Consider the following 20,738-nt stretch of genomic DNA (forward strand, 5'->3'; position numbering starts at 1 on the left):
AAAGAGCGCCTCAGACCCGCTCAGGCGCTCTTCAACGGCCGGACGGCCCGCTCTTACTTCGGCAGGTCCTTGGCGTAATTCGCCAGGCCTTCAGCAATCTCGGACTTGGCCTTCTCCGGGCCTTCCCAGCCCTTGACCTTGACCCACTTGCCCTTCTCCAGGTCCTTGTAGTGCTCGAAGAAGTGCTGGATCGCGGACAGGCGGGCCGGGTTCACGTCTTCGATCTTCTGCCAGTGGTCGTACATGGGCAGGATCTTGCTGGTGGGCACGGCCAGCAGCTTGGCGTCGCCACCGGCCTCGTCGTCCATCATCAGCACGCCCAGGGGGCGGCAGGTCACGACGACGCCGGGCGTCAGCGCGAAGGGGGTGATGACGAGCACGTCGACCGGGTCACCGTCGTCCGCCAGCGTCCTGGGGATGTACCCGTAGTTGCACGGGTAGTACATAGGCGTCGTCAGGAAGCGGTCGACGAACAGCGCACCGCTCTCCTTGTCCACCTCGTACTTGATCGGGTCGGCATTCATCGGGATTTCGATGATGACGTTGAACTCGTCAGGCACCTTGGCGCCGGGGGTCACGTTGTGCAGGCTCATGGTCGTCTTTTAGGGCTAAGGAAAACCCGCATTCTAGGTTTCCCCAACATCGCTGGTAAACGTGCAACCCGGCCGTCAAACCCGGCCCTTAAGCTCGGCCGCCGAGCCCCGGCATACCCTGCCGCGGGCCACAGATGACACGCTAAACAGGAGACTCATACATGTCGACAGAAGTGGCGCTGTATTTCGCGCTGGCTTGCGGCCTCGCGGCCGTTCTTTATGGCTTCATCCAACGAAGCTGGATCCTGAGTCAGGATGCGGGCAATGCCCGCATGCAGGAGATCGCCGCGGCGATCCAGCAAGGTGCCGCCGCCTACCTCGGCCGGCAGTACCGCACCATCGGCATCGTCGGCGTCGTGCTGGCCATCGCCATCGCGGTGTCGGGCCTGGGAACGACGACGGCCATCGGCTTCGTTATCGGCGCGGTGCTGTCGGGCATCTGCGGCTTCATCGGCATGAACATCTCGGTGCGCGCCAATGTGCGCACCGCGCAGGCCGCCTCCAAGGGCATTGGCCCGGCGCTGGATGTCGCCTTCAAGGGCGGCGCCATCACCGGCATGCTGGTCGTGGGCCTGGGCCTGCTGGGCGTGGGCGGCTTCTACATGGCCATCGGCGGCGGGCATGACAGCACGGCGCTCAAGCCCATGCTGGGCCTGGCCTTCGGCTCCTCGCTGATCTCCATATTCGCGCGCCTGGGCGGCGGCATCTTCACCAAGGGTGCGGACGTCGGTGCCGACCTGGTGGGCAAGGTCGAAGCCGGCATCCCCGAGGACGACCCGCGCAACCCGGCAGTCATTGCCGACAACGTCGGTGACAACGTCGGCGACTGCGCCGGCATGGCGGCCGACCTGTTCGAGACCTACGCGGTCACGCTGATCGCCGCGATGGCGCTCAGCGCGTTGATGATCACCGGCAGCAGCGCGCTGGCCGGCGTCGTCTACCCGCTGGCGCTCGGCGGCGTGTCCATCATTGCCTCCATCATCGGCTGCTACTTCGTCAAGGCCAGCCCCGGCATGAAGAACGTGATGCCGGCGCTGTACAAGGGCCTGATCGTGGCCGGCGTGCTGAGCCTGATCGCCTTCTTCTTCGTCACCAAGGCGATGTTCCCCGGCCCCATAGAGCTGAGCACGGGTGGCACGACGAGCGCAATGGCCCTGTTCGGCGCCTGCGCGGTCGGCCTCGCGCTGACGGCGGCCATGGTCTGGGTGACGGAGTACTACACCGGCACCCAGTACCACCCGGTGCAGCACGTGGCGCAGGCCTCCACCACCGGGCACGGCACCAACGTCATCGCCGGCCTGGGTGTGTCGATGAAGTCCACCGCCTGGCCGGTGCTCTTCGTCTGCGCGGCCATCTACGCGGCCTTTGCCTTGGCAGGCCTGTACGGCATCGCCGTCGCGGCCACCTCCATGCTCAGCATGGCCGGCATCATCGTCGCACTGGACGCCTACGGTCCCATCACCGACAACGCCGGCGGCATTGCCGAGATGGCCGAGCTGCCGGCTTCCGTGCGTGACGTCACCGACCCGTTGGACGCCGTGGGCAACACGACCAAGGCCGTCACCAAGGGTTATGCCATCGGCTCTGCTGGCCTGGCTGCGCTGGTGCTGTTTGCCGACTACACGCACGCGCTGGAAGCGCGTGGCATGCACGAGGTGTTCTCGCTGTCCGACCACAAGGTCATCCTGGGCCTCTTCCTCGGTGGCTTGATCCCCTTCCTGTTCGCCGCGATGGCGATGGAAGCCGTCGGCCGCGCCGCCGGTGCCGTTGTCGTCGAGGTGCGCAAGCAGTTCGCCGATGGCGCCATCATGGCCGGCCAGCGCAAGCCCGACTACAGCGCCGCGGTCGACATGCTGACCACCGCCGCGATCAAGGAAATGATCGTGCCGTCGCTGCTGCCCGTGGTGGCACCCATCCTGGTTGGGCTGATCCTCGGCCCGGCAGCGCTGGGTGGCCTATTGATGGGCACCATCGTGACCGGCCTTTTCGTCGGCATCTCGATGTGCACCGGCGGCGGCGCCTGGGACAACGCCAAGAAGCTGATCGAGGAAGGCTTCACCGACGACAAGGGCGTGCTGCACAAGAAGGGCTCGGAAGCGCACAAGGCCGCCGTCACCGGTGACACCGTGGGCGACCCCTACAAGGACACCGCCGGCCCGGCCGTGAACCCGCTGATCAAGATCATCAACATCGTGGCCCTGTTGATCGTGCCGCTGCTGCCGCTGCCTGCGGGCAGCAAGGCCCCCGAGCCCGTCGCAGCCCCGGCTGTCGTGGCGGCACCGGCGGCCAGCACCGCGGAGATGCCCGCGTCGGCCGCATCTCAGTAACACCCAGGTAAATCCCTGGCATAACGGCCCGAGAAATCAGACTTCTCGGGCCGTTTCCACGTCTGGCCCAGGCAAAATCGCGGCTCATGGCGAGCATGGCAATCACGAGGCACGCGCTGTCGCGGCGACGCGAACAACTGCAGGATCTGCAGCGCTACCTCGCCGTGCTGGAGGCCGACCACGACGGCGCCCGCGCCAAGCTGTTTGGTTTTCGCCAGCGCTATCTCGAGACCCTGGGGCCGTTGATGCGCGAGCTCGACGAGATCGACGCCCAGTTGCACCAGGCCACGGCCCTGTTGTCCGAGGCCTTGAAGCGCCAGGGTGTCGACGCCCCGGTTTCGGCATCCCAGCGCGCCAAGGCTTGGCCCGATGTGCCTGCCCTGCCCGACGCGACGCCCCTGCCGCCCGAACCCACGGGCCCCCTGACCGACCTGCCCCCGCCCAGCCTCAAGACGCTGTACCGGCGCGCGGCGATGCGCTTCCACCCCGACCTGGCGCCCTCCGGACCTGAGCGCGAGGTCTGCGAGCAGCGCATGATGATCGTCAACGAGGCTTACGCGAACAGCGATCGCCACCGTCTGGAAACGCTGCTGCTCGCTGCCGGCGAGCTGCCCGAGAAGGTCATTGGCGGCCCGGCTGATGCGGTGCGCGCCTGGCTGGGCCTGTGCGAGCACCTGGTGCAAGGCCGCATCCGCATCGTGCAGGCGCAGACGGCGGTGCTGCAGAACCTGCAGATGCACCAGCTGCGTATCGCCATCGAACGGGCAGAGACCGGCGGCATGCGCCCGCTGGACATCATGGCCGCGCGGCTGCGCACCCAGATCGCCGAGCGCCGCCAGGAGCTCTACATCGGCGAGCGCGTCGGCAGCGACGCCCGCATGGCCGCCGACTTCCTGCGCAAGCGCTACCAGCGCATGACCGGGCTGGGTCTGGGCTGAGCCTGGCGCTGCCGGCGGCGGCTCGCAGGCTCAGTCATCGCCTTGCGACTGGTCGTTCTGCGTCTGCGGGTCCGAGCTGGGATAGAAATTCACCATGTCGCCGGAACTGCTGACCTGGGCGAACAACAGCACCACGCCACGCCGGGTGTAGGTGTCGGCCGACCAAGGGATGGTGACGGCGTCCCACCAGGCGCCGTCCGACTCGGTTCTGCTGGCTGCCAGGTAGTTGTAGGGGTTCATGGTCGGATCGTTGCCAACCGTCTTCACCGCGGCACCCACCAGGCGCAGGCTCATGCCGTCGACTGTCGTTTCAACGAAGGAGAACGGCAGTTCACCGTCCTGCCCCGCAGGAGTCGTCGTGGTGAGCACCGTGCCCGACGGCACGGGCTGGCCATTGCCATCGACGTAAGCGCATTTCGCCAATCCGCCGGCGGTACCGGTGACGGTGACGGTGTAGGGAGGAACGAAGGTCGACATAGGGGCTTCTCTGGTTGTGGTGGGAAAGAGGTGGCAGCTACAGGTCACGCTGCCGATGCAGCCAGGCACGGCCTGCTTGCCAGTCGGGCTGGTCGACGACTCGCGGGTCCAGGCATTTCTGCACTTCGAGCCAACGTTGAGTCAACTCGGCATGCGCCTGCAACCAGCCACTGCGAAGCTGCAGCAGCTCCTGTGCCTGCCCGCAAGCCGCCCGTCTTGCGGGCTCCTCTGCGGTATGCAGATTCGCCTTTAACAATTGCAGCCGCACCGCTGCGTTCAAGGCTTCCAGCGATACGGGGCGCTTGGCCATCACGGCGGACAAGCGCTGCTCGACTCGCGCCAGCGCCTGGTCGCGCGCCTCGCACGCCGGGTGTGCACAAGCCGGACTGGCCGCCAGCTCCAACAGCCGGACTGAACGAGGCAGCCAGCTGTCCAGGGGCGGCTTGCCCGGTCGCAGACTCTCCAGCTTTTGCAGCAGGGCCAAGGCCTGTACGGCGCGGGCAGCTGGCGGCAAGTCGGCCCGTTGCGCCAGCAGGTTGGCGTCAATCTCCAGGGCCAGGAAAGCCCAGCTCACATTGGCGGGGTCACCTCGCCGCAATTGATCCGCCGCAGACCTGGCCTGGCTCAGGACCGTCAAAGGACTCTGGCCGGCGGCCGTCTGCGTGTCGCTCAGATTCAGCAGCAGCCCGGTCTCGCGCTTCAGCCATTCGAGGTCCGCGGGATGGCGCTGACGCAGTGACTGAACGGGTGGCAAGGCGCGATTGAAAGCCTGGGCGGCACTCACATAGCGCCCTGTCTGCTGCAGCAGCCCGCCCAGCCAGCTGACGGTGTCCGCCCAGTCACTCTGCAAGGCCGCGTCGTCGGGTCGCTGCAGCAGCAACGCCTCCTTGAGCTGCAGGGAACGCCGGAACGCCTCTTCCGCCTGCGCAGGCTGCCCCTGCCTCAACCACAGGCTGCCCAGGCTGTTCTCGGCATAGGACAGCTCCAGTTGCGCGTCCGCGTTCTTCGCATCGGCCCGCAGCCATTTCGCGCTGACGTCGCGGTAGCGGGCCCAATGCTTCTCGGCGGGTTCGAGCTGGCGCTGCCGGAAGAACACCTCGCCTTGCCAGAACGCCGCAGCGCCCTGAGCCTTGCGCCAGGCCGCCGTCATGTCGGCTGCGGGAGGATCGCCTTGCAGCAGCTCGGTGGCCGTCTGCAGCGGCTCCTGCGCGCCCTCAAGGTCCCGCTTCGACACCCTGACCTCGCCGATCACGGTCAAGGCCTTGGCCCGTTGCAGCCGATCAGACGCACTGAGCGGCCCGGAGCTGTCCAGCACCTTCAGTGCCTTGCCGCCGACGCTGTCCAGCAACTCCAGGCGGCCGATGGGGCGCAGCTTGTCGGCAAATTCACCCAGCATGAAGCTGAGCACATCCTCCGCCTGCTGGCGCCGCGCCTGGGCTTGTTGCTCGGCCTGTTCCGCCCGGCGGGCCTGCAGCAGGCTGGTGGTCGTCAGGGCCAGCAGGGCCGCCACGGCCACACCGCCAGCCGCCACGGCCAAGCGGTGGCGGCGCACGAACCGGCTCAGCACATAGAGCCGGCTGTCCGGGCGGGCGCGGATGGGTTCATGGTCCAGCCAGCGCTGCAGGTCCTCAGCCAACGCCTGCGCGTTCGCATAGCGTTGGGCTGGGGCCTTCTTCAGCGCCTTGGCGACGATGGTGTCGAGATCGCCGCGCAGCTGCCGCGCCTGGCCGGCGATGACGGTGTCGTCCTGGCTGGCCGCCACGTCCGACAGCCGCCGTGGCACTTGGTCGACGACGGCTTTGAGCCGGTCCAGCTGCGTCTGGGTGTCGTCAGCGGTCGGGTGATGGCCGCCCAGCAGCAGATAAAGCAGCACACCCAGGGCATAGACATCGGTGGCCGTCGTCACGTCGGCCTGCTGCACCTGCTCGGGTGCGGCGAACTGCGGCGTGAAGGCGCTGCCGGCGCGCTGCGTCAGTTCGGTGGCGGCCGCGCCCTGCTCCGCCTGGGTGGCGTCGGCCAGCAGCTTGGCGATGCCGAAGTCCAGCAGCTTCACGTCACCCTCGCGCGTCACGAGGATGTTGCTGGGCTTGAGGTCGCGGTGCAGGATCAGCCGCGCATGGGCATGTGCCACGGCGCCCAGCACGTCGAGGAACAGGCGCACCCGGCCCTCGACATCGAGCTGCTGCTGGCGGCAGTAGACGTCGATGGGCTGGCCATCGACGTACTCCAGCACCAGATAGGGCTGCTGGCTCTGGTGCAGGCCGGCGTCCAGCAGGCGGGCGATGTGAGGGTGGGACAGGCGGGCCAGGATCTCGCCTTCGCGCGCGAAGCGACCCGCGTCACCACGCCCGAACAGGCCGGCCATCAGGAACTTGACCGCGACCTGGCCCTCGAAACGACCGTCGGCGCGCCGCGCCAGCCAGACTGTGCCCATGCCGCCCTGCCCCAGCTGGCGCTCCAGCAGATAGGGACCAATGGCCTGGCCGGCCAGGTCGGGCGGCGGTGTGTCGTCGGGCACCGAGGCCAACGCCTCCTGCCATTGCGCCACGACGGGCTCGCTCAGGAAGCCCTGCTGCTGCAACTCCTCGGCGCGCGCCAGCATGCGCCGCAGTTGCTCGGCTGCGTCGGCGTCCTCTGTCTGCAGCCGCTCCAGGCGATGCTCGCGGGCAGCCGGGGGCAGGTCCAGCAGCTCATCCAGCAAAGGGCTCAGGGCGAGCCAGCGTTGCCTGTCCATGGACTAGCCCGCCAGGCTCATGGACAGGAACAGGCGGGCCTTCTGCCAGTCGCGCTGCACGGTACGTTCGGTCACGCCGAGAGCCTTGGCGATCTCTGGCTCCTTCAGGCCGGCGAAATAGCGCATCTCAACGACCTGGGCCAGGCGGGGCTCCACCTGGGCCAGCTCGTCCAGAGCCTCGTGCACTCGCAGCACGTCGGCGTCGCCATGGGGCAACTGGTCGGCGATGGCGGTGTCCAGCGTCAGATGCAACTCGCCACCGCCACGGCGCTCGGCCCGGCGGGCGCGCACCAGGTCGACGACCACCGAACGCATGGCCTGCGCGGCATAGGCCAGGAAGTGGCGCCGGTCCGGGAAGTCAGCGCCTTGGGCGCCGGCCACACGCATCCAGGCCTCGTGCACCAGGGCCGTCGTGTCGAGCAACGTCAGATGACCCGCGTCGCGCACATGCCGGCGCGCCAGGCGCTGCAGGTCGACGTAGAGCTGGGCCACCACCTGGTCGGCGGCGGCGCGGTCGCCTTGGCCGGCGGCCTGCAGCAATTGGGTGATGGCTTGCACCGGCCGCACTCTAACGGCTGGTAACGCCGGCGCAGGGGTTGGTTACGAGCCTGCTGCCGGTAAGCGGCAACTTTTTTGCATCCCGATGTCGGGTTTGGCGGTCATCCCCCGTTTAAGAGGATGAGGAGCGATGTCCAAGCCAAGCCAGGGAGCCGGCAAAAGCCGCGGGCCGCCCATTCATTGCTCCTCACCCCGCTGTGAAACGGCCAGGTGGCCGCCAGCGCCGTCCAATCCAACGCGTGATGCCATGCTCCATTCCCAGCTCGCCGACGACCCTCCCCTGCCCGATCGCGCCGGCACGTTCACGCAGGTGCCCAAGGTGGACTCGCTCGGCGCATTCGGCCTGCGCGTGTCGCGCCAGTTCGCGCAGTGCCGCCGCAAGGGCGAGCAGCTGGCCTTGTTGTGGCTGCAGGTCGAGTTGCTGGCACGGCCTGACGACACCCTGAGCCCTGCCGAGCGCGACAACCTGATCCAGACCGTGAGCCTGCGCCTGCGCAACCGTGTACGCAGCGCGGACGAGGTCGTGCACATGGGAGAGCACTGCTTTGCCGTGCTGCTGGTAGCGGCCGGCGCGCCCGAGGCTGAGCTCGTCGAGGAGCGGCTGCGGCAGGCTCTCAGAGGCGCCTATGGCGTCGACGGCCGGCTGATGCAGGTGGGTGTGCGCCTGGGCACCGCCGTGTTCCCGCAGGCCGGGCGCAACGGCGCCGAGCTGGCGGAAGCGGCGCGGGCGAACCTGCCGGCGGCTGGGGGCGACTGAGCAGCGCTCCTCACACTTCCAGCCACTCCTTGCGGATGTAGGCATTGGCGCGCAGGTCCGCCGGCGAGCCCTCGAAGACGATGCGGCCGTGGCCCATCACGTAGCAGCGCTCGGAGATCTCCATCGCGATGGCCAGCTTCTGCTCGACCAGCAGCACGGCGATGCCGCGGTTCTTCAGCTCCTTGAGGTACTCGGCCACCAGTTCGACGATCTTGGGTGCCAGGCCTTCGGTGGGCTCGTCGATCATGATGAGGTCGGGGTCACCCATCAGCGTGCGGCAGAGTGTCAGCATCTGCTGCTCGCCGCCGGACAGCACGCCGGCCTCGGTGTGCTGGCGCTCGCGCAGCCGCGGGAACATTTTGTACATGTCCTCGAAGCCCCAGCGCGGGTTCTTGGCTTTGGATTTCTGCCCCAGCATCAGGTTCTGGTGCACGGTCAGCTTGGGGAAGATGTCGCGGTTCTCGGGCACATAGCCCAGGCCCATGTGGGCGATCTCGTAGGCCTTGCGACCCACCAGCTCCGTGTCGCCCCAGCACACCGAGCCCTTGGCATCGACCTGGCCCATGATGGTCTTGACCGTCGTGGAGCGCCCAGCGCCGTTGCGGCCCAGCAGGCTGACGATCTCCCCCGGCTTCACTTCCATGCTGACGCCATGCAGCACATGGCTCTTGCCGTAGAAGGCGTGGACGTTGTCCAGCTTGAGGATGCGCTGCTGGGTCATGCCGCCGCCGCCTGAGTTTCTGCAAGCACCGAGCCCAGATAGGCCTCCTGCACGCGTGCATTCGCGCGCACGGCCTCGGGTGTGTCGAAGGCAATGACCTCGCCATAGACCAGCACGGCGATCTTGTCCGCGAGGCCGAAGACGACGCCCATGTCGTGCTCCACGGTCAGCAGGGTCTTGCCAACGGTGACGTCGCGGATCAACTGGATGAAGCGCTTGGTCTCGCTCTTGCTCATGCCGGCCGTGGGTTCGTCCAGCAGGATGACGCTGGAGCCGCCGGCGATGGTGATGCCGATCTCCAGCGCCCGCGCCTCGGCATAGGTGAGGTTCATGGCCAGCACGTCGCGCTTGCGGTCGAGCTTGATCATCTCGAGGATCTGCTCGGTGCGGTCGTTGGCATCCTCGAGGTCGGCGAGGAACTTCCAGAAGGCGTAGCGGTGGCCCAGGCTCCACAGCACGGCGCAGCGGATGTTCTCGAACACCGAGAGTCGCGTGAACAGGTTGGAGACCTGGAAGCTGCGCGACAGGCCCAGACGGTTGATCTCGTAGGGCTTCTTGCCGGCTATGCGCTGACCATGCAGATGGATCTCGCCCGAGGTCGGCGCAAAGCGGCCGCTGATCAGGTTGAACAGCGTGCTCTTGCCCGCACCGTTGGGGCCGATGATGGCGACGCGCTCGCCGGCCTGCACGGCCAGGTTGGCGCCGCGGATGATCTCGCTCTTGCCGAAGCTCTTGCGCAGGTCGCGCAGTTCGAGGGCAAAGCTCATAGCGCTTCCCTCCGCTTGATTTCTTTTTCGATGTCTTCCTGGATCTCGCCCCACTCGTGCACATAGTGGCGGCGCACCAGTTCGAAGAGAGCCGCGCCGACAACGATGAGGAAGCCGGCGCCGAACCAGGCGTCCAGGCCGCCGCTGTTCAGCGTCGCGCCCATGAAGCGCAGCTCGGGGCCCAGCGCCTCATTGAGCTGGCGGTGGTAAAGCATCTCGATCATGGTCGCCGCGCCGACCAGGGCCGCGAGGGCCGTGCCGGCCAGGGCGAGATACGAGGTCCAAAGCTTCTTCAACTTGCCAAAGGCCGCCACGCGCAGGTTCATCAGGATGAGGCTGGCAAAGCCGCCCGGTGCATACATGACCATGAACAGGAAGATCAGGCCCAGGTACAGCAGCCAGGCCTTGGTCAGCTCCGACAGCAGCACGCCGCAGAAGACCATCAGCACGGCACCGATGATGGGACCGAAGAAGAAGGTCGCGCCGCCCAGGAAGGTGAACAGCAGGTAGGCCCCCGAGCGCGCCGCGTGCAGCACGTCGCTGCCGTTGACGATCTCGGCGTTGATGGCCCCGAGGCCACCCGCCACGCCGGCGAAGAAGCCCGAGATGGCGAAGGCCATGAAGCGCACCCAGTGCGTGTCGTAGCCGACGAACTCGACACGCTCGGGGTTGTCGCGCACGGCGTTCAGCATGCGGCCCAGCGGCGTGCGCGTCAGCGCGAACATGGCCGCCGTGCAGATGAAGCAGTAGACGGCGACGAGGTAGTAAACCTGGATCTGCGGGCCGAAGCTGATGCCCATGAAGGGCTTGCCGATGACGCGGTTGCTGGACACGCCGCCCTCGCCGCCCGAGAACTCGGGCAGCATCAGCGTCAGCGCGAACACCAGCTCGCCGATGCCGAGCGTGATCATCGCGAACGGCGTGCCGGCCTTCTTCGTCGACACGTAGCCCAGCAGCGCCGCGCAGACCAGGCCCGCCAAGCCGCCCACCAGCGGGATCAGGCTGACGGGAATGCCCAGCGTGCCGGCGCCGGCCATGTTCAGTGCATGGATGGCGAGGAAGGCGCCCATGCCGCTGTAGACAGCGTGGCCGAAGCTCAGCATGCCGCCTTGGCCCAGCAGGATGTTGTAGGCCAGGCAGGCGATGACGCCGATGCCCATCTGCGTCAGCATGGTCTGCGCCAGGCCGGTCGTCCAGATGCGCGGGGCGACGAAGAGGATGAGGGCGAAGAAACCCCAGACGAACCAGCGCCCGACGTTGTGGGGCTTGAAATGGAAATCCTTGGACTTGCTCATCGGATCAGTCTTCCCGCGTGCCCAGCAGGCCCTTGGGCCGGAAGATCAGGATCAGCACCATCAGCAGATAGGGCAGGATGGGCGCGACCTCGGCCATCGTCAGGCGCAGCAGCGGGTAGCCCGGCGTGGCCTGGGTGACGGTGAAGCCGAGGCTGCCGAGCAGCGTGGCGAGGGAGCCGTTGATGGTCAGGGGCAGCGTCTGCAGCAGGCCCACGACGATGGAACCGACGAAGGCGCCCGCCAGCGAGCCGATGCCGCCGACGACCACGACGACGAAGATGATGGCGCCGATGAAGGCCGCCATGTTGGGCTCGGTCACGAAGGTAATGCCGCCGATGACGCCGGCCAGGCCTGCCAGCGCGCAGCCACTGCCAAACACCAGCATCAGCACGCGCGGCACGTTGTGGCCGAGCGCCTCGACCATCTCCGGATGCGTCAGCGAGGCCTGGATGATCAGGCCCACGCGGGTCCGTGTCAGCAGCAGCCACAGCGCCAGCAGCATCAGCAGGGCCACCAACATCATGAAGGCCTTGGTGGCCGGGAAGGTCGAGCAGTTGGCCACCGCGCAGACCTCGGGCGAGGCCTTGCCCAGCACCAGCGACATGCCCTCCTGGGCGCGCGAAACGATGGTCAGGGCCGACCCCTCCAGCAGCGCCGGCGGCGTGAACGTCACGGCCGTGCGGCCCCAGATCAGCTGCACCAGTTCCAGCACCACATAGGACAGACCGAAAGTGATCAGCAGCTCCGGCACATGGCCGAACTTGTGCACGCGCCGCAGCGCCAGCCTCTCGAAGCCTGCACCCAGCACGCCAACGGCCAGCGGCGCGAACAGCAGCGCCGGCCAGAAGCCCATGATGCCCACCAGCGAATAGGCGATGTAGGCGCCCACCATGTAGAAGCTGGCGTGGGCGAAGTTCAGCACGCCCATCATGCTGAAGATCAGCGTCAGGCCCGAGCTCAGCATGAAGAGCAGCAGGCCGGACGACAGGCCGTTCAGCAGATTGATGAAGACTTGATCCAAGGCGGTGGCCGGCAAAGTCAGGAGGATCGCGCCGCCGCTCGCGAGCGGGGCGCGGTCGAGTCAGGCACCCAGGGGCTCAGGGCCTCTTCATTTGGCAGGACGTCGGCGTCGACGACACGTAGCTGTCGTACATCTTCACCGGCGCCAGCGTCATGCCGGTCTTCTCGGGGCTGTAGGGGTACTTGGCGTCGGCCTTCTGCCAGACCGAGATGAACAGCGGCTGCTGCAGCTGGTGGTCGGTCTTGCGCATCGTCACTTCACCATTGAAGCTCTTGACTGTCAGACCTTCCATCGCCGCGGCCACCTTGACCGGGTCGGTCGACTTGGCGTTGGCCATGGCCTGGCTCAGCAGCGAGTAGATGTGCTGCACGCTGAGCGTGTACATGTCGTCGTTGAACTTCTTGTTGTATTCCTCGGCGTCCTTCTGCGCCTGGCCGCCCAGGTTGTAATGGCTGTAGGCCACCTGGAAGACGCGGCCCGCGCCGCCGGTGCCCAGTGCCGTCGGCGTGCCGGTCACACCGGTGTAGTAGGTGAAGAACTTGCCGTTGTAGCCGGCCTCGTTGGCGGCCTTGACGAGCAGGGCTAGGTCCGAGCCCCAGTTACCGGTGATGACAGTGTCGGCACCGCTGGCCTTGATCTTGGCGACATAGGGGGCGAAATCGCGCACCTGGGCCAGCGGGTGCAGGTCCTCGCCGACGATCTGCACGTCGGGGCGCTTGCGGGCCAGCATCTCCTTGGCGTACTTGGCGACCTGGTGGCCGTGGGCATAGTTCTGGTTCAGCAGGAAGACCTTCTTGACGTCGGCCTGGTCCTTCATGAAGGTCGTCAGCGCTTCCATCTTCATCGACGTGTCGGCGTCGAAGCGGAAGTGCCAGTAGCTGCACTTGCTGTTGGTCAGGTCGGGATCGACCGCCGAGTAGTTCAGGTAGAGGATTTCCTTGCCCGGGTTGCGCTCGTTGTGCTTGCTGACGGCGTCGCTCAGGGCCAGCGCCACGCTGGAGCCATTGCCCTGCATGATGTAGCGGATGCCCTGGTCGGCCGCGGCCTTCAGCAGGTTCAGCGATTCGGCGGGACTCAACTTGTTGTCGAAGGTGACGATCTCGAACTTCACGCCGGCGGGGTTGCTCTTGTTGGTCTTCTCGCCGAGGAATTGGAAAGTCTTGACCTGGTTCTGGCCCACCGGGCCCATCAGCCCGGACAACGCGTCGATATAGGCCAGCTTGACTGTCTCGCCCTTCTGCGCCTGGGCGGCCCCGGCCGCCAAGGCCAGCACGGCGACTGCCGTGAATGCGCGCGTTAGGCGTGGGACATGGGCCGAAGTGATGTCGAACATGCTTGTCTCCTGTTGTGGGTCTGAATGTGAACGGAAGTTAATCCAGCGCGGCCACGCCGCAGTCCCGGGCTTACCCCTGACCGGTCATCGCGCTCATGCCGTCGGGAGCTTGTGGCTCAGGAACTGGTCGCGCAGCTTGAGCTTCTGCACCTTGCCAGTGGCCGTATGCGGAATTTCGGAAACGAAGACAACGTCGTCCGGGATCTGCCACTTGGCGATGCGGCCCTCGTAAAAGGCCAACAACTCTTCGCACGTCAATGTCGCGTCGGGCTTCTTCACGACGACCAGCAGCGGCCGCTCGTCCCACTTGGGGTGCCTGGCAGCGATAACGGCGGCCTCGTGCACGGCCGGGTGGGCCATCGCGATGTTCTCGAGGTCGATGGAGGAAATCCACTCACCGCCCGACTTGATGACGTCCTTGCTGCGGTCGGTGATCTGCATGAAGCCGTCGGCGTCGATGGTGGCCACGTCACCGGTCGGAAACCAGCCTGGCTCGCCATCCACACTGACCAGCGGGGATTCGTCGTGGTTGTAGTAGCGGGCGATGACCCAGTGCCCACGCACGACCAGATTGCCCGAGCTCACGCCGTCCCAGGGCAGCGAACGGCCTTCGTCGTCGATGATGGCCATGTCCACGCCGTAGATGACGCGGCCCTGCTTCTCCAGCAGGCGCTGCTGCTGTTCGGGTGGCAGGTCGAGCTGGCGTGTCGTCAACTTGGACAGCGTGCCCAGCGGCGACATCTCGGTCATGCCCCAGGCATGGATGACCTCGACACCGTAGTCCTGCTGCAGCGACTTCATCATCGCCGGCGGGCAGGCCGAGCCACCGATGACGGTGCGCTTGAAGGTCGAGAACTTCAGGTTGTTGGCCTTGACGTAGTTCAGCAGGCCCAGCCAGACGGTGGGCACGCCGGCGCTGAAAGACACCTTCTCGCCCTCGAACAGCTCATACAGGCTCTTGCCGTCCAGATGCGGCCCGGGCAGCACGAACTTGCAGCCGACGATGGCCGCGCTGTACGGCAGGCCCCAGGCGTTGACATGGAACATCGGCACGACGGGCAGGATGACGTCGCGGCTGGAGCAGTCCATCGCGTCCGGCAGCGCGGCGGCATAGGCATGCAGCACCGTCGAGCGGTGGCTGTAGATGGCGCCCTTGGGGTTGCCGGTGGTGCCGGACGTGTAACAGATGCTGGAGGCGGTGTTCTCGTCAAACTGCGGCCAGGCGTAGTCGCCGGTCTCGGCGGCCAGCAGGTCGTCAAAGCACAGCAGGTTCGGGATGCCACTGCTTGCTGGCATGTGGGCACGCGAGGTCATCAGCACGAAGTGCTGAACGCTCTTCAGCAGCGGCGCAATCTTCTCGACCAGCGGCAGGAAGGTGGCGTCAAAACAGAGGATGCGGTCCTGCGCGTCGTTGGCAATCCAGACGATCTGCTCGGGGAAGAGGCGCGGGTTGATCGTGTGGCAGACCAGCGCGGAGCCCGAACTGCCGTAGTAGATCTCCATGTGGCGGTGGCCATTCCAGGCCAGCGTCGCGACGCGGTCGCCGGGCTCGCAACCCAGGCGTGCAAAAGCCTGTGCGGCCTGGCGCGAACGCCGCGCCAGCTCGCGCCAATTGCTGCGGTGCAGGTCGCCCTCGACCCGCTTGCTGACGATCTCGGTCTCGCCCGAATGCCGCTCGGCGTGCTTCAGCAGCGACGAGATCAGCAGCGGATCCGACATCATCCGGCCCATCAATGCCATGGTTGTCTCCTGGCGGTCTTGTAGAACCTGTTTGCAGTCTCCCCATGGCGCCCGCAAGGCAGCACAGGGTCGCAATCAAGGCGCGCGCCGCCGGTCGGGCTCTTGCCCGACCCAGGTGCGCAACGCCGAGTGCGGCCCTGTGCTGCCTTGCCCTCCGGGTTGCCCCGCAAAGGCAGCGTCTGCGGCGTTGCAAATCCTCGCCGGGCAACCAGCCCGACTGCGGTTTGCGTCTTGCAGCCACTGCCTTTGCGGGGCAACGGGCGCCATGGGGAGACTGCGAACAGGTTCCGGCCAGTCTAGCCCCCGGGTCCAACACCTGAACGTCACAACCGCGACCCTTGCACCCCGGGGAAACACCCGGGTGAGCGAGGCCTTCGGCCCTCTCACTAAACTGGCCGGCTGATGAAAGTTCTGAGTCGCCCGTTCGACGAACCCGCTCTTCCCGGCGACGCGGCCCTGCCGCCTGACCGGGCCCCAAGCCCCGAAGTGTCCTTTTCATCATGAGCCACGATTCCAGCAAGACCTACCCCGTCCAGAAGACCGATGCCGAATGGCGCGAGCAACTCGACGCCACGCAGTACCAGGTCGCCCGCCATGCGGGGACGGAACGCGCCTTCAGCGGCAAGTACTGGGATCACTTCAAGGACGGCCACTACAACTGCATCGGCTGCGGCACGCCGCTGTTCGAGTCCGACACCAAGTTCGACGCCGGCTGCGGCTGGCCGAGCTACTGGGCCCCGGTCAACAGCGAAGTCATCGAGCGCATCGTCGACAGCAGCCACGGCATGGTGCGGGTCGAGGTCCGCTGCAACAAATGTGGCTCGCATCTGGGACACGTCTTCCCGGACGGCCCCGAGCCGACGGGTGAGCGTTACTGCATCAACTCCGCCTCCATCGATTTCGTGAAAGACAATCCCGGCGCATGAAACTGCTGCTCGACTTTCTTCCGCTGATCCTTTTCTTCATCGTCTTCAAAGGCGCTGAAGGGCACGCCGATGCAGCGGCAGCGTTCTCGACCGAGCATTTCGGCTTCCTGGTCTCCGGCGGCGTTGTCGGCGCCCAGGAAGCGCCGGTTCTGCTGGCCACGCTGGTCGTCATGATCGCCACGCTGGCGCAGGCGGCCATCCTGAAGCTGCGCGGCAAGAAGATCGATCTGATGCTGTGGATCAGCCTCGTGCTGGTCGTGACTCTGGGCGGTGCCACGATCTGGTTCCACAACGAGACCTTCATCAAGTGGAAGCCCACCGGCCTGTACTGCGCCATGGCGCTGACGCTGTGGATCTCGCAGGCAGCGTTCGGCAAGAACCTGATCCAGTCCATGCTCGGCAGCGAACTCGCCCTGCCCGACCTGATCTGGCTCAAGCTGAACCGCGCCTGGGTGCTGTTCTTCGCCGCGATGGGCGTGCTCAACCTCTATGTGGCTTACCACTTCTCGACGTCGGCCTGGGCCAACTTCAAGGTCTTTGGCGTGACGGGCCTCATCGTGCTGTTCACACTCGCCCAAGGCCTGTATCTCAGCAAGCACCTGCCGCCGGAAGAGGACAGCAAGCCATGATCAGCGCAGAGATAGAGGCCCGCCTGCGCGCGGAGCTGGCGCCACTGGAACTCAGCATCCGCGACGACAGCGCCCAGCACGCCGGCCACGCCGGTGCCCGCGAGGGCGGCCACTTTCACGTGGCTGTCGTGTCGGATCGCTTTACCGGACTGCAAAGATTGGCCCGGCACCGCCTCGTTTATCATTGTTTGTCCGACCTGATGCAGCGCGGCATCCACGCGCTGGCGATCGACGCCCGGGCCCCGGGTGAACACTGATCAGATCGTGCGTGATTGAAGAACCGCGCGCCCGGCACCGGGCGCGATTTTTTTAGCCTGAATCAAATTCCCCCACCCATGAAGAAGTTTGCGCTCGCCGCCGTCGTCGCGGCCACCATTTCGGCCCTGCTGCCGGCTGCTGCAGTCGCGCAGAACGTCGCCACCGTCAACGGCAAGCCCGTGCCCAAGGCGCGCGTCGAGACGCTGATCCAGCAAGTCACCAAGAGCGGCCAGCAGCAGCGTTCGCCAGAGCTGGAAGCCCAGGTCAAGGACGAGGTCGTGCGCCGCGAGATCTTCATGCAGGAAGCCGAGAAGCGCGGCGTTCCGCAGACCGCCGACTACAAGGTCCAGATGGACCTGGCCCGTCAGATGCTGCTGATCCGCGGCCTGATGGACGACTTCAAGACCAAGAACCCGGTTACGGATGCCGAAGCCCAGGGCGAGTACGACAAGTTCAAGGCCGCCAACACCGGCAACGAATACCGCGCCCGCCACATCCTGGTCGAGAAGGAAGAGGACGCCAAGGCCCTGATCGCCCAGATCAAGGGCGGCGCCAGTTTCGAGGAACTGGCCAAGAAGAACTCCAAGGACACCGGCTCTGCGGAAAAGGGCGGCGACCTGGACTTCGCCAACCCGAACAACTTCGTGCCCGAATTCAGCAAGGCCATGACGGCGCTGCAAAAGGGCGAGATGACGCAGGAACCGGTCAAGAGCCAGTTCGGCTATCACATCATCAAGCTCGAAGACACCCGCCCCGCGACCTTCCCGGCCTTCGACGACGTCAAGGCCCAGATCAAGCAGCGCATCGAGCAGCAGAAGATGGCCGAGTTCCAGGACAGCCTGATCAAGAAGGCCAAGACCGACTACACCTTCAGCAAGTAAGCCGGCCCGCCGATCACTTGTTGCAAGACCCGCTACGGCGGGTCTTCTGCCATCTGGACCCGATAAACCATGCCCGACGCCCTCAGCACCCGTCTCGTCCACGCCAGCGGCCCCGACCGCCAGTTCGGCGGCGTCCATACGCCCATCCATCCTTCCGTGCAGTACGCCTACGAGAAGGTGGAGGACCTGATCGCCGTCTTCCAGGGCAAGAGCAAAGGCAGTTTCAACTACGCCCGCCAGGGCACACCGACGACGGCCGCGCTCGAAGCGGTTGTCACGGAGATGGAAGGCGGCATCGGCACCGTCAGCTTCGCCACCGGCATGGCGGCCCTGAGCGCCCTCTTCCTGACGCTGCTGAAGGCGGGCGACCACCTCGTCACCAGCAACCGCGTCTTCGGCAACACCAACAGCCTCTTCCAGACGCTGGAGGGCCTGGGCATCGCGGTCAGCCGCGTCGATGCCGGCGAGGCCGCCGCGGTGCAGGCTGCGCTGCGGCCCGAGACCCGGCTGGTCTTCGTCGAGACCATCGCCAACCCCAGCACCCGCATTCCCGACCTCGAAGGCATTGGCACGCTGTGCCGTGAGCGCGGCCTGCTCTACGTCGTCGACAACACCGTCACCTCGCCGGCCCTGTGCCAGCCGCGCCGCTTCGGTGCCGGCCTGGTGATGAACTCCCAGACCAAGACCCTGGCCGGCCATGGCGAGGCCCTGGGCGGTGCGGTGACCGACACCGGCTGCTTCGACTGGTCGACCTACCCGAACATCTTCCCGGCCTACCGCCAGGGCGACGCGCGCGGCTGGGGCCTGCAGCAGATCCGCAAGAAGGGCTTGCGCGACATGGGCGGCACGCTGTCCAGCGAGGCCGCCCACCGCATCCTCGTCGGCACCGAGACGCTGACGCTGCGCCTGCAACGCAGCAGCGACACGGCCCTCGCGCTGGCCCGTCACCTGGCCGCCCACCCGGCCATAGCCCAGGTGCACTACCCCATGCTCGAGACCCATCCCGAGCACGACCGCGCGCGCGACTGGTTCGGCAGCGGTTCGTGGATGCTGAGCTTCGAGCTGCGCGACCCCGAGCGCCTCGTCGAGGTGCTGAACCGGCTGCGCCTGCCGCTCAAGGCCACCGGCCTGGCTGACACACGCACATTGATCATCCCGGTGGCGCCGACCATCTTCTGGGAGATGGGCCAGGCGGCGCGAGCCGCCATGGGCATCGCAGAAGGTCTGGTTCGGCTGTCAGTGGGCCTGGAAGCGCCCGAAGACCTGATCGCCGACTTCGACCAGGCGCTCGCTGACTGACTTCGTTTGCCGGGCCGAGCGCCGGGCCGCTCCCTAGCCGGCCCGTCTGGCGATGTGCTGGCCGGTCGAACCGGGCAGCATCGCCGTCCCCTCGGGGGACCGACCGGGCATGCCCGCGTTCAGCGGGGCAGGAGCGGGCGAGGGGCTCAAGCCGCCAGGCGGCCGGCCTCGATGCGCAACTGGCGCTCGCACCGGGAGGCGATCTCCCGGTCGTGGGTGACGAGCACCAGCGTCGTGCCGGCCTCGCGGTTGAGTTCGAACATCAGCTCCATCACCGAGGCGCCGGTGGCGAAGTCGAGGCTGCCCGTCGGCTCGTCGGCCAGCAGCAGCGCCGGGCGCAACACGAAGGCACGAGCCAACGCCACGCGCTGCTGCTCGCCGCCCGACAGCACGCGCGGGTAGTGGCCCAGGCGCTCGCCCAGGCCCACGCGCGTGAGCATGGCGGCGGCCTGCTCGCGCGCGTCGCGGTCGCCGCGCAGCTCCAGCGGCAGCATGACGTTCTCCAGCGCCGTCAGGTTGGGCAGCAGCTGGAAGCTCTGGAAGACAAAGCCCAGCTCGCGGGCGCGCACGGCGGCGCGCTGGTCCTCGTCCAGCGTGAAGAGATCCTGGCCGCGCAGCGTGACGGAGCCATCGCTGGGCGTGTCCAGGCCGGCGAGGATGGCCAGCAGCGTGCTCTTGCCGGAGCCGGAAGCGCCGACGATGGCCACCGATTCCCTTGCAGTCAGCTCGAAGCTGATGTCATGCAGAATCGTCAGCTCCCCGGTCGCGTCACGCACGCGCTTGGTGATCTGGTCAACTTGAACAAGGGCTTCGGGCATGTCGGGACTGCGGCGGCGATGGGTGTTGGCGCACTTTAGCCTGGGGGTGATCGCCGGCTTTTCTTCAGGGATCTCAGGTGCGGCCGCGGCCGCCGAGGCACCGGTCATCCTGGTCGTCGGCGACAGCCTGTCCGCCGAATACGGCCTCAAGGCCGGCGACGGCTGGGTGGCCCTTCTGCAGAAGCGCCTGGCCGAACAGAAGAAGCCCTACCGCGTCGTCAACGCCAGCATCAGCGGCGACACCACGGCAGGTGGCCGCAGCCGGCTGCCAGCCGCACTGCGCACGCACAAGCCGGCCATCGTCATCCTCGAGCTGGGCGGCAACGACGCGCTGCGCGGCCTGCCGCTGGGGAGCACGCGCGACAACCTGCTGGCCATGGCGCGGGCCGCCCAGGAGAGCGGCGCCAAGCTGCTGATCGCCGGCATGCAGGTGCCACCCAACTACGGCACGGCCTACGGCAAGGAGTTTGCCGACCTGTTCGAGCAGGTCGCCAGGCAGGCCCGCGCGGCCTTCGTGCCCTTCCTGCTCAAAGGCGTGGCGGACCGGGCGGACGCGATGGACTGGTTCCAGGGCGACCGCATCCACCCGCTGGCCAAGGCGCATCCGCTGATGCTGGACAACGTCTGGCCGGCGTTGAAGCCGCTGCTCTAGGCGGCCGTACCAAG

20 protein-coding genes are annotated in these 20,738 nt (G+C 66.8%); 9 read left to right on the forward strand and 11 right to left on the reverse strand.

Going from position 1 to position 20,738, the window contains the following annotated elements:
• Positions 1 to 53: 53 nt before the first annotated feature.
• Positions 54 to 593, reverse strand: coding sequence for an inorganic diphosphatase (gene ppa, locus ASC91_RS15690; protein ID WP_056198301.1), 540 nt, complete (start codon positions 591 to 593; stop codon positions 54 to 56).
• 161 nt (positions 594 to 754) lie between these two features.
• On the opposite strand from ppa, the gene ASC91_RS15695 reads away from it, so the two are divergent.
• Positions 755 to 2,920, forward strand: a complete 2,166-nt coding sequence (locus ASC91_RS15695) for a sodium-translocating pyrophosphatase (protein WP_056198303.1) — start codon at positions 755 to 757, stop codon at positions 2,918 to 2,920.
• A 95-nt stretch (positions 2,921 to 3,015) separates the two neighbouring features.
• A complete protein-coding gene (locus ASC91_RS15700; protein WP_157281654.1) occupies positions 3,016 to 3,858 on the forward strand; it encodes a J domain-containing protein in 843 nt (280 codons plus the stop codon).
• Between the two features lie 30 nt (positions 3,859 to 3,888).
• On the opposite strand, the gene ASC91_RS15705 is transcribed toward ASC91_RS15700, so the two are convergent.
• The 3 genes from ASC91_RS15705 to ASC91_RS15715 are packed head-to-tail and all read right to left on the reverse strand — an operon-like array spanning position 3,889 to position 7,627.
• Positions 3,889 to 4,335 (reverse strand): hypothetical protein, encoded by a 447-nt coding sequence (locus tag ASC91_RS15705; RefSeq protein ID WP_056198308.1) that lies wholly within the window; start codon positions 4,333 to 4,335, stop codon positions 3,889 to 3,891.
• 37 nt (positions 4,336 to 4,372) lie between these two features.
• Positions 4,373 to 7,069 (reverse strand): serine/threonine-protein kinase, encoded by a 2,697-nt coding sequence (locus tag ASC91_RS15710; protein ID WP_056198311.1) that lies wholly within the window; start codon positions 7,067 to 7,069, stop codon positions 4,373 to 4,375.
• A gap of 3 nt (positions 7,070 to 7,072) precedes the next feature.
• Positions 7,073 to 7,627 (reverse strand): ECF-type sigma factor, encoded by a 555-nt coding sequence (locus ASC91_RS15715; RefSeq protein WP_200955292.1) that lies wholly within the window; start codon positions 7,625 to 7,627, stop codon positions 7,073 to 7,075.
• Between the two features lie 247 nt (positions 7,628 to 7,874).
• Between ASC91_RS15715 and ASC91_RS15720 the strand changes: the two genes are divergently transcribed.
• Positions 7,875 to 8,384: a diguanylate cyclase domain-containing protein gene (locus ASC91_RS15720; RefSeq protein ID WP_056198317.1), complete on the forward strand. Its 510-nt coding sequence runs from the start codon at positions 7,875 to 7,877 to the stop codon at positions 8,382 to 8,384.
• Between the two features lie 10 nt (positions 8,385 to 8,394).
• On the opposite strand, the gene ASC91_RS15725 is transcribed toward ASC91_RS15720, so the two are convergent.
• The 6 genes from ASC91_RS15725 to ASC91_RS15750 form a co-directional block, all read right to left on the reverse strand.
• Positions 8,395 to 9,105: an ABC transporter ATP-binding protein gene (locus ASC91_RS15725; protein ID WP_394326324.1), complete on the reverse strand. Its 711-nt coding sequence runs from the start codon at positions 9,103 to 9,105 to the stop codon at positions 8,395 to 8,397.
• Positions 9,102 to 9,872, reverse strand: a complete 771-nt coding sequence (locus ASC91_RS15730) for an ABC transporter ATP-binding protein (protein WP_056198319.1) — start codon at positions 9,870 to 9,872, stop codon at positions 9,102 to 9,104. Before ASC91_RS15730 ends, ASC91_RS15725 begins: the two co-directional genes overlap by 4 nt.
• Complete coding sequence (locus tag ASC91_RS15735) at positions 9,869 to 11,167, reverse strand: branched-chain amino acid ABC transporter permease (RefSeq protein WP_056198322.1); 1,299 nt, start codon at positions 11,165 to 11,167, stop codon at positions 9,869 to 9,871. The genes ASC91_RS15730 and ASC91_RS15735 overlap by 4 nt, the downstream gene beginning before the upstream one ends.
• 4 nt (positions 11,168 to 11,171) lie before the next feature.
• Positions 11,172 to 12,131: a branched-chain amino acid ABC transporter permease gene (locus ASC91_RS15740; protein ID WP_235532019.1), complete on the reverse strand. Its 960-nt coding sequence runs from the start codon at positions 12,129 to 12,131 to the stop codon at positions 11,172 to 11,174.
• A 133-nt stretch (positions 12,132 to 12,264) separates the two neighbouring features.
• Positions 12,265 to 13,521, reverse strand: a complete 1,257-nt coding sequence (locus tag ASC91_RS15745; RefSeq protein WP_056198327.1) for a branched-chain amino acid ABC transporter substrate-binding protein — start codon at positions 13,519 to 13,521, stop codon at positions 12,265 to 12,267.
• Between the two features lie 93 nt (positions 13,522 to 13,614).
• Positions 13,615 to 15,261, reverse strand: a complete 1,647-nt coding sequence (locus ASC91_RS15750; RefSeq protein WP_056198330.1) for a 3-(methylthio)propionyl-CoA ligase — start codon at positions 15,259 to 15,261, stop codon at positions 13,615 to 13,617.
• A gap of 500 nt (positions 15,262 to 15,761) precedes the next feature.
• Between ASC91_RS15750 and msrB the strand changes: the two genes are divergently transcribed.
• From msrB to ASC91_RS15775, 5 genes are all read left to right on the forward strand, one after another.
• Positions 15,762 to 16,187, forward strand: a complete 426-nt coding sequence (msrB, locus tag ASC91_RS15755; RefSeq protein WP_056198333.1) for a peptide-methionine (R)-S-oxide reductase MsrB — start codon at positions 15,762 to 15,764, stop codon at positions 16,185 to 16,187.
• Positions 16,184 to 16,816 carry a septation protein A gene (locus ASC91_RS15760; protein WP_056198336.1) on the forward strand — a complete coding sequence of 211 codons (633 nt, stop codon included), beginning with the start codon at positions 16,184 to 16,186 and terminating at the stop codon, positions 16,814 to 16,816. The genes msrB and ASC91_RS15760 overlap by 4 nt, the downstream gene beginning before the upstream one ends.
• Positions 16,813 to 17,073: a BolA family transcriptional regulator gene (locus ASC91_RS15765; RefSeq protein WP_056198339.1), complete on the forward strand. Its 261-nt coding sequence runs from the start codon at positions 16,813 to 16,815 to the stop codon at positions 17,071 to 17,073. The genes ASC91_RS15760 and ASC91_RS15765 overlap by 4 nt, the downstream gene beginning before the upstream one ends.
• A gap of 78 nt (positions 17,074 to 17,151) precedes the next feature.
• Positions 17,152 to 17,955: a peptidylprolyl isomerase gene (locus ASC91_RS15770; protein WP_056198343.1), complete on the forward strand. Its 804-nt coding sequence runs from the start codon at positions 17,152 to 17,154 to the stop codon at positions 17,953 to 17,955.
• Positions 17,956 to 18,024: 69 nt separating this feature from the next.
• Positions 18,025 to 19,254 carry a cystathionine gamma-synthase family protein gene (locus ASC91_RS15775; RefSeq protein ID WP_056198345.1) on the forward strand — a complete coding sequence of 410 codons (1,230 nt, stop codon included), beginning with the start codon at positions 18,025 to 18,027 and terminating at the stop codon, positions 19,252 to 19,254.
• Positions 19,255 to 19,400: 146 nt separating this feature from the next.
• On the opposite strand, the gene ASC91_RS15780 is transcribed toward ASC91_RS15775, so the two are convergent.
• Positions 19,401 to 20,072 carry an ABC transporter ATP-binding protein gene (locus tag ASC91_RS15780; protein WP_056198349.1) on the reverse strand — a complete coding sequence of 224 codons (672 nt, stop codon included), beginning with the start codon at positions 20,070 to 20,072 and terminating at the stop codon, positions 19,401 to 19,403.
• On the opposite strand from ASC91_RS15780, the gene ASC91_RS15785 reads away from it, so the two are divergent.
• Positions 20,071 to 20,724, forward strand: coding sequence for an arylesterase (locus ASC91_RS15785; RefSeq protein WP_056198352.1), 654 nt, complete (start codon positions 20,071 to 20,073; stop codon positions 20,722 to 20,724). The genes ASC91_RS15780 and ASC91_RS15785 overlap by 2 nt on opposite strands.
• Positions 20,725 to 20,738 lie beyond the last annotated feature (14 nt).

Source organism: Pelomonas sp. Root1237, assembly GCF_001425055.1.
Classification (GTDB): Bacteria; Pseudomonadota; Gammaproteobacteria; order Burkholderiales; family Burkholderiaceae_C; genus Pelomonas.